The 5,622-nt window shown below is 38.4% G+C and carries 3 protein-coding genes; all 3 read right to left on the minus strand.

All coding sequences use genetic code 11. From position 1 onward, the window contains the following. Window positions 1-3,983, minus strand: a 3,983-nt coding sequence (locus AC1DWN_RS26555) for an Athe_2463 domain-containing protein (RefSeq protein WP_477561899.1), incomplete at its 3' end; no start/stop codon positions are given. 27 nt (window positions 3,984-4,010) lie between these two features. Continuing rightward, window positions 4,011-5,291, minus strand: a complete 1,281-nt coding sequence (locus AC1DWN_RS26560) for an S-layer homology domain-containing protein (RefSeq protein ID WP_477561897.1) — start codon at window positions 5,289-5,291, stop codon at window positions 4,011-4,013. Between the two features lie 31 nt (window positions 5,292-5,322). Continuing rightward, a partial coding sequence (locus AC1DWN_RS26565; protein WP_477561898.1) for an S-layer homology domain-containing protein occupies window positions 5,323-5,622 on the minus strand: 300 nt, incomplete at its 5' end.

Genomic DNA, 5,622 nt, shown 5'->3' on the forward strand with positions numbered 1-5,622 from the left:
TAGTTATACTCTGCAAAATTAGGGTCTGTTGTTGGATGATCCTTAGTTTTTCGATAAAACGTATATTTCCCTGGCTTGTTCATCGTCACAATTGATTGATAAGCTTGCCAATTGGCTTCACTTTGAGTAGAAATTAGCCCCTTACCTCCGAAACTCTCAAAGCCCATTGAGTTATCGTAATAATAAGGATCTTGAATGATTTGCAGCTTATTCTCACTATCTGGTGTAGGATCTCCCTCCGCATCAAAAGTGGCGGTTCTCGTCTCGATCTGATCCCCCATTAGTTTGAGCACTTTAGGAATAGCCGGATTACTTTCAGCAATGTATGYAATCACTTTATCAACCACGCTGGCAATCGTTCCACTATTTTGAATATACTTTTCAGAACTGATTTGCGATTGAATAGCAGATTGTCCCACCGTGATTAATCGAGCATCTTGCTTATTCATGACATTCTGAAGATCACTTAACTGTGTCACAGTATTGTCCGATATATAGACTACATATTTGGATTGTACTGCCTTCATGAATGAAGCATCATACGGTTGTCTAACATATTTGTAAATCGTTCCGCTATAATGGCCTGTATAGTCATTTTTATCTACCATCTTAGGTTCCCATACATCACGAGTCCAATAGACCGTTCCCGAATAAGGGACTGACCAAGTATAACTACAGGTTGTTCCTGCCTTACCAGTACCGGGGCATCCACCACTTTCATTCCCTTGCCGTTTGAGTGTGCCAGAATATTTGCCATCGCTCCAAGACTTTTCACTCGGACAATCGCCGGAATCATAGGTTTTTACCGCAGATCCACTCGCATTGTATTCAAAATCTTTTGTGTGACTACAGGAGTCAGTTTCTGTTTTATCGGCTGTCTTGGAAACCCATTGACCTTCATCTTTTTGCCATGGATTATTGGAAACCGAATCCCTACTTAATGTACCAGAGTAACCGCTCTCTGAATAATAAGTAGTTGAGCTTGGATATGATTCCCCACTATTACTGCTTGTACTAGCAGATTGGTTAAATTCGTAAGTCCTCATATCCCATACGCCTACATTTGCAATGATATTCGCTGTATTAAAAGCATTGGTCAGCGTTACTACATTATTTTTTACATATTGGCTTGAACTTTCTGCCAACTGCGAATCAAGCATGAAATAGACATCCATATTCGGTTTTTCGTTCGGCACATCCAGATAGAGGTCACTGGATGGTTCGTAATTATCTACAAAAAAGAAGCCCTCGAACGTATGCGTTTTATCATCACTCGGCGTTATAAACTCCATTAGCCGATCTTGATTCGTGCTTTCCTTTGCATCGACAACGATTTTATACTGCCCTAGTTTATCAAAGGTTGGAAGTTCAGTAAGATCACCGTCTGTTTCATAAACGAGCTTATCAAAATTACCATCGTTTTTCGTATCATGGTAAACCTTCAAACTCTTGGTTGCGACAAAATCTCCATCTGTACTATCTACCTGATAGTTGAGCTGCAATTTGTCTAATCGGCTTACTTGCGAACCGTAGGCATGAGCAATGATGGCAGGTTTGTGATCGGGCATGATGGCATAATCTACTAGATAGGGATCGGAATATCGCGTAATCGTTTTACCCCCGCCGTAAGTAATCACTCGTTTTGCTGCAATACTCATCTGATAATTACCTACAGCTTTATACATGAACATCTTATCTTTTAGATTTTCCTCTCCGTAACCGACCCTGCTTTTCAGATTAGGATCATTAACATCTACATAACTAAATGAAGTTACTTCGAGAGGTGAACGTTCTTCTACCCATTGATCATTACTGGCTGCTGATCGATCATATGCAGTCATGGTACGATTTTCTTTATACAAACCTTCCAGTTTTAGTGATACAGCAGGCTTCGATTCGTGAATAACCGCATGTACCATTTTGTGCGATTCCGTCCCATCCGGTGCAATATAGACGACTTTAATCTCACGAATCCCAAGCTTATCTTCTCCAAAAATATAATGACTTGTTAAAAACTCGTCTGCATCGATTTCCACTCCATCAATATAGACCTTTTTCGTAAATTCGCTGTAGTCCGTTGGGTCTTCGCATGGGGAGTGAGCTTGTATGTTAGGAGGCGTATCTATTACTGGAAATGGAACGACATCATACCAATCGAGTTCCCAAGACGTTTGAGGCGAAATATATTGAGGATACGGATCAGGCCTCTTATTTGGATCATCGCAAACATTAACTGGTGGAGCTTGCGGTGTTTGTGAAACATCAATCGTTTGTGTATACATAGATTCATTATTAATCGTCTCATCTTTATCAACAATCGTTTGTTTAATATGGAAAGACTTTCTCACCGTGTTTGTTACCGTTTCGCTTGTAAATTCAGCTGCTATAAAGTCATATAAAAAATTACCAACCGCATCTTGATCCAAGTACCCTTTAGTTGGTTTTTTAACTTCTGGAATAGCTGGATTAAACGTTTTAGTTGCCTTCTTGCCATCCTCTGCATTCGTAATCTCAAATTTATAGTAATCCACATCTTTTCCATAAGAGAAATCCTCATATCCTAGATGATCTCTGGTGAAACTCGATTTTTTCTCGAAAAAGATTTCTGGTATAACACCAAAATTACTAGACATAGGACCCTTTAAATTAGGTTCGAAGTTTATAGATAGATTACAATCTTCTTTAACAGTAGAAGGTAAACTAGCTGTATGATTCGCATGATAAACGTTAACATCTGCGCTGAACGCATATACCCATTTTTGGGGGTTATCTCTATTTAACTTTTCAGTATCTACTAATAGGGTTAATACTCCCGATGCTGTATTATCCTTTACTACTACGCCATCCTTACTCGTTTTAGATGATATCGTCGTTGTTACTTTATTAGTAGAAGGATCTCTTAAACCTAATGTCCAATAGTCTACATCTTTTCTTGTATAAAATAGACCTTCCATTTGGACATCACCATACGCAAGTTCATCCTCCAATTCTCCTGTTACTTTAACTTGTACCTTTACATATCTTTCTTTTCCTAAAGGAATTGGTTTAGAGCTAACTTGGATAGCGGCGCACTTCGCTGGATTTTGTAACTTCTCATCAGGTTCTAGCTGTAATAAAGGAAATGACTGATACCATAACGATTTACTTTCCCAGCTGTAGTGATACATCATCCCGACTCCTGCTTCTCTAGGAGTTGCAACCTGTGGGATGTTCATATAGTTTCGAGGATCAGTATTAATAATTGAATAAGGAAGTACACTATAACGGTCAGAATATTTAACCMCTTGAGTTATATCAAAATTAATGGATCGAATAATATTATCTCGTGTTTTATCAAACTCTTTATTCATTACATCTTGGTTTTTATATATCGGCCCTTTGTTTTTAGGTTTATAGATATAACTGGATGGTAATGAACTCCAAGGTTCAAATACCCAATGCTTGGAATACAGCGGATTTTTGGTGCTGTCATCTCGGATCATCTGGTCATTCGGATAAAGCGTACCAAACTCATCAAATCCTAGAAAACGATATTCTCCATACGTATATTTTCCATATTTTTTATCCCATACATAGAAATGACCTTCCCCATTAGGTGGATCAATGACGCTGCTGAAATCTCCGGGCTGATAACCTTTTCTATACGACTGTACACTAGCAGGAACTTTCGTCTCATCACCATAAACAATAAGGCGTCGTTGTCCGTCTGTTTTTGGCGGCGTTGCACCGTTTAAAATCCAAGTTTTATGATAGAATTTAGAATTAAATTTAAAGCCACTATCTTTCTCATTTTTCGGTTTAGAACAAGGCTTAATTCCATCTGGAAGTTTTCCGTCATGCTGAGGATTATAACCGCATGGATTTGGAAAATCATTGAGAGTAGGAACTACTGCTGCACTAACCGCTGGTACTGCTATAGCATCCAACATAGATAGCAGCATAACAATTAACATGAGCATAGAGATTTGTCGTTTAAATGGCACACGCAATGTTGATCACTCCGTATCTATTTAGTAGTTCATTTCCAGTACATAATCCTCTTCACTTGCATACAATTTAAAGTTTTTATTATTGAACTTAAATGTCTTTAAATCGGTATACAAATCTTTTTCGTAGGCAGTCACTAGCTTCCTTAAATCTTTCCCCTTACCTACTCCTGCATAAAGCTCAAAAACGGCATCCACATATTTAGAGGTATTTGGCATCTTTTTATTAATCGGATATTGTATAAATACTTGCCTATAAGTTCCACTTGTTACACCAACTACTATTTCAGGATCAGTTCTTTGGTCGTACTTTCCCATACGTGTTAAGAACATGTATTTTTCAAACGCATCTTTACTTGCAAAAAAAGTAAGTACAGATCCACTTATATCTGTATAACCCGATTTCACATGCGTTTTAGCTAATTCCTTTAATTTATTGTACGTATCGAATTTGTATTTATCGCTGAATAGATAGATAGTCCCGTCAACTTCAGAGTAATATTGTCCTTTCAAATTAGGCTTGAACGGTGTGCGTAGTGCTTTGTCTCTTAAACGTTGCACCATCGTTAACGCTTCAGCACGGGTGACATAACGTTGCGGATAAAAGTAATTGTTAGGATAACCGTTCATCAATCCAGCTACTAAGATCATCGCTCGATATTTCCCAGCGTAAGTAGAAAATTTGTTAAAATCTTTTAGCCCACTGTTCCTTAATACAAAGTCTTCATATAAGCCATCCATGCTATTTTCATAAGTTCGATACCAAGTTCCAAGCAAATAACTAGCTTCTTCCCTTGTCATTTGTTTCTGATAACGTTTGGAATCGTTAGGAAACACATTGTCATGTGAATAGAGATAAGGGATCTTATAGAGCAGATCCACATACGGCTTCGCCCAATATCCTGTTTTCGCTGTCTCAAAACTAAACTTAGATTTACGTACCTCCGAAATGATTGTTACCATATGTCCGGGCTGGATATTCTTTAGTTCAGCAAACCAGTCTTGGGCAAACTCTTTCTTACCATCGACCGTCTCGGAGAACGCATTCAGCATCATCACGATAAACTGGTCAGCTTTCACTACATCATCAGGACGAAAAGTGCCATCCGGAAATCCATCAACCAAACCACTTTCATACGCTTTTATGATATTATCTTTTGCCCAATGTTTTGATATATCTTTGAACTTCAATTCGTTTTCACTAGCAGCTGCCGCTCTTGTCACTTCTGATCCACTCGATGCGAAGCTAATTCCACTGATTACAAAAGAGAGTGCCAATACCGTATTTATCATCTTTTTAATCATTGTCATTTCCCCCTTAAATTTTAAAAATAGCTTATTGCATAAAAGCTATCAGTTTGGCCAGTACTTTAACCGCTTCTGCTCTGGTTACTGGAAGTTCTGGCTTAAACGTACCGTCTGGATAACCACTGAAAATACTGAAATTGCTCACTATATCAATTGCTTTTCGATAATCAGCGTTAAGTGTAGATGTGTCCTTGTAAGCAGATGCTTTGACTTTATCGTTTTTCACCAACTGAATTACATTGGCGACAAGCAAAGCCACATCCTTACGCTTAAACGCACCCTTTAAATCCTTATCACTCCACTTGCTCGATACGCCAAGATCGCTAGC

The sequence above is a fragment of the Paenibacillus sp. P4_A7 genome, from assembly GCF_056402455.1.

What these genes read in the sequence shown, in the direction of transcription:
- AC1DWN_RS26560 (WP_477561897.1), bottom strand. Translation starts at nt 5,291, where the DNA reads ATGATTAAAAAGATGATAAATACGGTATTGGCACTCTCTTTTGTAATC.